Below are 4,709 nucleotides of genomic sequence, written 5' to 3' on the forward strand. Positions count from 1 at the left end.
CCCCGCCTTGATCTCGCTCATCCCCTCGATGCCGATGAAGCGGATCGGCAGGAGCACGAGCAGGACGACGAAGGCATAGGCGGGTGCCGCGGCCAGGAACTGGACGCCGACGAAACGCGGGAAGCGGAACAGCGTCAGGTCCAGCATCGGCCGGCGCACGCGCCGCTCGACAATGACGAAGGCGGCAAAGCCGACGGCAGCCACGCCAAGGAGTGCGAGAACGAAGGGATCGGCCAAGCCGCTTTGAGGCGCCTGCAGCACGCCATAAGTCAGCGCGGCAAGCGCGATGGTGAAGGTGCCGGCGCCGGCCCAGTCGAGCCCGGTTGCGTCAGGATCGCGTGATTCGGTGACGGTGCGCAGGCCCAGCGCGGCCGCGGCAACGCCAAGCGCCGCCACCAGAAGGAAGATCGCGCGCCAGCCGAATGTATCGATGAGCAGGCCGGAGGCGACAGGGCCGAAGGCTAGCCCGATGCCGAAGCTGGTGCCGAGAAAACTGAAGGCGCGCAGCCGCGATTGCCCGTCGAATTCCTGGGCAAGTGCTGAGGCACCGCCGGCGAAGGCGGCGGCACCGCCTATGCCTTGCAAGGCGCGGAACATATCGAACCAGACGATATCCGGCGCCAGCATGCAGCCCAGCGCGGCAAGGAGGTAGACAGCGAGGCCGGCGAGAAAAATCCGCTTGCGGCCATGGTTGTCGGCCAATGCCCCGGCCGCCATCAGGCCGGCGCCGAAGGTCAGCATGAAGGCATTGGTCACCCAATTGAGCGCGAGCGGACTGCCGCCGAGATCGGCGGCAATGCGAGAAAGCGCCACGGCGGGGCCGGTAAAGCTCAACGGCATCGTCATGGCGGCAAGGCAGACCGACAGCAGCACAAGCCATCTGCCGGCGGGGCCGGTTCTGGTCATCAAAGTCATGGATTTTCCTATCCGAGGAGGAATTGCCGGCTCGCGCTGACTCGCGTCGCCGATCGCAGCCAAAGATAGGGCACGAACATTTCCGGCAAAATAGTATTAAATCTCCATTCATACCGGAATGAAACGCTCGAATGGATTCAAGCGATGGATCGTCTCAACGGCCTTCTTGCCTTTGCCCGCACCGCCGAATTCGGCAGTTTCGTAAGCGCGGGGCGAGCGCTCGGCATCTCCGCTTCCGCCGTCGGCAAGAGCGTCGCCCGGCTCGAGCAGGAGCTCGGCGTGCGGCTCCTGCAGCGCAGCACCCGGCGCATCGGCCTGACCGAGGAGGGCAAGCTGTTCAATGAGCGGGTGCGCCGCATCCTCGACGACATCGACGACGCCGAGGCGATGCTGTCACGGACACGCGAGACGCCGCACGGGCGGCTGCGTATCTCCACCCCGATCGTCACCTATCACCTGCTGTTGCCGGTGCTGTCGGAATTCATGGCGCGATACCCGGAAATCGAGCTCGATATCGATTTCAACGATCGCATCGTCGACGTCATCGAAGAGGGCATCGACGTCGCGATCCGCAGCGGCGAGCTGCCCGATTCACGGTTGGTGTCGAGGCCGGTCGCGCCCTTTCGCATGATCCTGTGCGCGGCCTCGTCCTATCTCGATCGGCATGGTACGCCTGGCACGCCGGCGGATCTGGCAGCGCATTTCGGCATCCATTTCCGTTTCCTCAACAGCGGCAGGCTGCTGCAATGGCCGTTCATCACCGGAAGCGCCGCGCCGCAGATACGCTCGATGCTGACCTGCAACAACATGGAGGCATTGAAGGGCGCGACGCTTGCCGGTCTCGGCATCGCCTGCATGCCCGATTTCCTGGTGCGGGAGGCGCTGCATGACGGAAGGCTGCGGACCGTGCTCGACGAACATGTCGACGGCCGCGGCCAGTTCCGCATGCTGTGGCCATCCAATCGCCACCTTTCGCCGAAGGTCCGCGTCTTCGTCGATTTCCTGCCCGAGCGGCTTGCTGTCGGGAGATAGCTCCCCCCAGGGGTGGTCAGTAGGTGGTGCGACCGCCCGAGAGGTCGAAGGTGGCGCCGGTGGTGAAGGTGTTCTCGTCCGACAGCATGAAGGCGATCATGGCGGCCGCCTCCTCGACCTCGACGAAACGGCCGCGCGGCACCTTGCCGAGCATGTAGGCGACCTGGGCCTCGGTGAGCTGCTCCAGAATGCGCGTGCGGGCGGGCGAGGGCGTCAGCGCGTTGACGGCTATGTCGTATCCGGCGAGCTCCTTGCCGAGCGATTTGGTCAGCGCCAGCACGCCGGCCTTGGCGGCCGAATAGGCGGCGGCGTTGGGATTGCCCTCCTTGCCGGCCACCGAGGAGATGTTGACGATGCGGCCGTAGTTGCGCGCGACCATGCCGGGCACCAGGCGCTTGCAGCAATAGAAGACACCGTTGAGGTCGATATCGACGATTTGGCGCCAGGCGGCGGGATCGTAGTCGACCACGGTGGCCGCCGGCCCGGCAATGCCGGCATTGTTGACGAGAAGATCGACGGGGCCAAGCATCCGCTCGGTCTCGGCGGCCGCGCGATCGACGGCTTCGATCTGCGACTGGTCGCAAAGGATGGCCTTGACCCGGCCAAGGGAGGCGAGTTCGGCTACGGCCGTGGCCATTGCGACCTGGTCGATGTCCCAGATGGCCACGCCGGCGCCCGACGACAGCAAGCGTCGCGCGACCGCAAGGCCGATGCCTTGCGCGCCGCCGGTCACCACGGCGACGCGGCCGGAAAGATCGACAGCATTCACACGACGGTTCATGGGCATTTTCCTCGCTCCCACCTTGCAATAGCGCGGATCAGGACCTGACGTTTCGCGCCACCAGCCTGGCTACGCTTGGCCCAATGAGCAGCACGACCAGGAAGCGTGCCGACTGCAAGGCCATGACGAAGGAGATATCGACGTTGCGCGCCGCGGCGGCGATGATGGCGACGCTGTCCATGCCGCCGGGGCTGGTCGCCAGATAGGCGGTCAGCGGATCGATGCCGAGCAGGCGGCTGATGACGAAGGCCATGCCGCCACAAAAGGCGATCAGCGCGACGATCGAGCCGATGATCTGCGGCAGGGCGCGAGCCGCGTGGCGCAGGATCGGCCGGGTGAAATTCAGCCCGATCGACCAGCCGACCATGGCATAGCTGATCGCCAGCAGCCAAGGCGGCAACTGCATCGGCACGCCGAGGCCGAGATGGATCACCGCGCCGAAAATGAAGGTGCCGAGAAAGAACGGCGAGGGCAGCCTGACCAGCTTTCCGGCCAAGCCGCCCACGATCGCGATGCCGATGGTGGCGGCGAAGGCCAAGGCATCGATCGGCGGAAACCAGACGATGGGCGGCACCTCGACGCCGGATGTGTCGACCCACATCCTGGCAACGAGCGCGGCCGTCATCGAGACGAAGATGACGCGCAGATATTGCATGAAGGCGACGAGACGCTGGTCGGCGCCAAAGGCGCCAGCCATCAGCACCATGGCCGTGGCGGCGCCGGGCGAGGAGCCCCAGACCGCCGTGGTGCCGGGCAGGATGCGCCAGCGGCTGATCAGCCAGCCGAGCAGGCTGGAGGCGGCGACGGTCGCGACCACCACGCCGAGGAAGAGCGGCCATTCCTTGTAGAAGGCAGGAAAGATGTCGGCGGCGATCGAATTCGCCACCAGGCAGCCGACGATCGCCTGGGCCGAGGCGAAAAGCGGACGGGGCACGCGCACCGTGGCGCCGTTGGTGCCGGCGAGGATGGCGGCAAGCATAGGGCCGATCAGCAGCGCCGCCGGCAGGGCGGCGAGTTCCAACGCGCCGGCGAAGGGCAGCGAGAACACCAAAAGCACCAGCCATTGCCGTGGCGGGCGCAGGCGCGCCATGCGGTCGATGGGTGCGTGGTCCTGGGATGGTTGCTCTGGCGAGGAGTCCATATCCGGCTCTTAGACCTGACGGAGACAAATGCGAACCCGCTTTTCGCGGACAATCCGTGTCGAGGCGGTCAGCCGGCCTTTTCCGGCGCAGGGAGTCCAAAGCCGCCGACCGGATGGGTCTCGATCTGGAATTCGAAGCCGGCGATGAAGGGACGCGCCCTGGCGATCGCGGCCTGGACTTCCGGCAATTGCAGCGAGGCCTTGTGGCTCGCCTGGTCGGTCCACACCTCGGTGACCCAGATGGCATCGGCGTCGGCCGGATCGGTGGCGATGATGTAGCTCAGGCAGCCGGGGAGCGCGGCAGTGCTTTCGCGCAGCACGTCCATGACCGCATCGCGCTGGCCGCGCGCCGCCCGCATCTTACCGATCAATCCGTACATGCCTTGATCTCCCTCCAGGTTGCACGCTGCATCAGTATGCAATCGCCGGCTCACGGCATCAACTGTCCGCCATTCACCTCGATCACCTGGCCGATGATGTAGCCGCTCAACAGATCGGACGACAGGAACAGGTAGGCGCCGACGCAATCTTCGGCCGTTCCGGCGCGTCCCTGCGGAATGGTCGCGACCATCGCCTTGATCTGCTCAGCGCTCGAATAGCGTTCGTGGAACGGCGTCAGGATCGTGCCTGGCGCCACGGCGTTGACGCGGATGCCGAAGCCGATGAGTTCCTTCGCCATGCCGCGCGTCACGTTGGAAACGAAGGCTTTCGACGAACCATAAAGGCCGGCGCCGCCGCCGGCGCCGTTGCGCGCGGCGATCGAGGTGGTGTTGATGATGAAGCCGCCCTGGCGCTTCAGCCACGGTATCGCCTTGCGCGAGGCGGTCAGGACAGAACGGG

The 4,709-nt window shown here is 65.9% G+C and carries 6 protein-coding genes; 1 reads left to right on the forward strand and 5 read right to left on the reverse strand.

The window, feature by feature from the left end:
• Window positions 1-915, reverse strand: a 915-nt coding sequence (locus EOA27_RS22825) for an MFS transporter (protein ID WP_127257245.1), incomplete at its 3' end; no start/stop codon positions are given.
• A gap of 144 nt (window positions 916-1,059) precedes the next feature.
• On the opposite strand from EOA27_RS22825, the gene EOA27_RS22830 reads away from it, so the two are divergent.
• Entirely contained in the window at window positions 1,060-1,947 is an 888-nt protein-coding gene (locus tag EOA27_RS22830) for a LysR family transcriptional regulator (RefSeq protein ID WP_126081600.1), read from the forward strand.
• Between the two features lie 16 nt (window positions 1,948-1,963).
• On the opposite strand, the gene EOA27_RS22835 is transcribed toward EOA27_RS22830, so the two are convergent.
• From EOA27_RS22835 to EOA27_RS22850, 4 genes are all read right to left on the reverse strand, one after another.
• Window positions 1,964-2,716, reverse strand: a complete 753-nt coding sequence (locus EOA27_RS22835) for an SDR family NAD(P)-dependent oxidoreductase (RefSeq protein ID WP_126083735.1) — start codon at window positions 2,714-2,716, stop codon at window positions 1,964-1,966.
• A gap of 49 nt (window positions 2,717-2,765) precedes the next feature.
• Window positions 2,766-3,869: an AbrB family transcriptional regulator gene (locus tag EOA27_RS22840; RefSeq protein WP_126081601.1), complete on the reverse strand. Its 1,104-nt coding sequence runs from the start codon at window positions 3,867-3,869 to the stop codon at window positions 2,766-2,768.
• A 68-nt stretch (window positions 3,870-3,937) separates the two neighbouring features.
• Entirely contained in the window at window positions 3,938-4,249 is a 312-nt protein-coding gene (locus EOA27_RS22845) for a putative quinol monooxygenase (protein WP_095817233.1), read from the reverse strand.
• 50 nt (window positions 4,250-4,299) lie between these two features.
• Window positions 4,300-4,709: SDR family oxidoreductase (locus tag EOA27_RS22850; protein ID WP_145970479.1), on the reverse strand; the 410-nt coding region annotated here is incomplete at its 5' end.

The organism is Mesorhizobium sp. M2A.F.Ca.ET.037.01.1.1, from assembly GCF_003998075.1.
Lineage (GTDB): Bacteria > Pseudomonadota > Alphaproteobacteria > Rhizobiales > Rhizobiaceae > Mesorhizobium.

Coding starts and splice junctions, on each gene's coding strand:
- EOA27_RS22830 (WP_126081600.1), top strand. CDS start 1,060: ATGGATCGTCTCAACGGCCTTCTTGCCTTTGCCCGCACCGCCGAATTC.
- EOA27_RS22840 (WP_126081601.1), bottom strand. CDS start 3,869: ATGGACTCCTCGCCAGAGCAACCATCCCAGGACCACGCACCCATCGAC.
- EOA27_RS22845 (WP_095817233.1), bottom strand. CDS start 4,249: ATGTACGGATTGATCGGTAAGATGCGGGCGGCGCGCGGCCAGCGCGAT.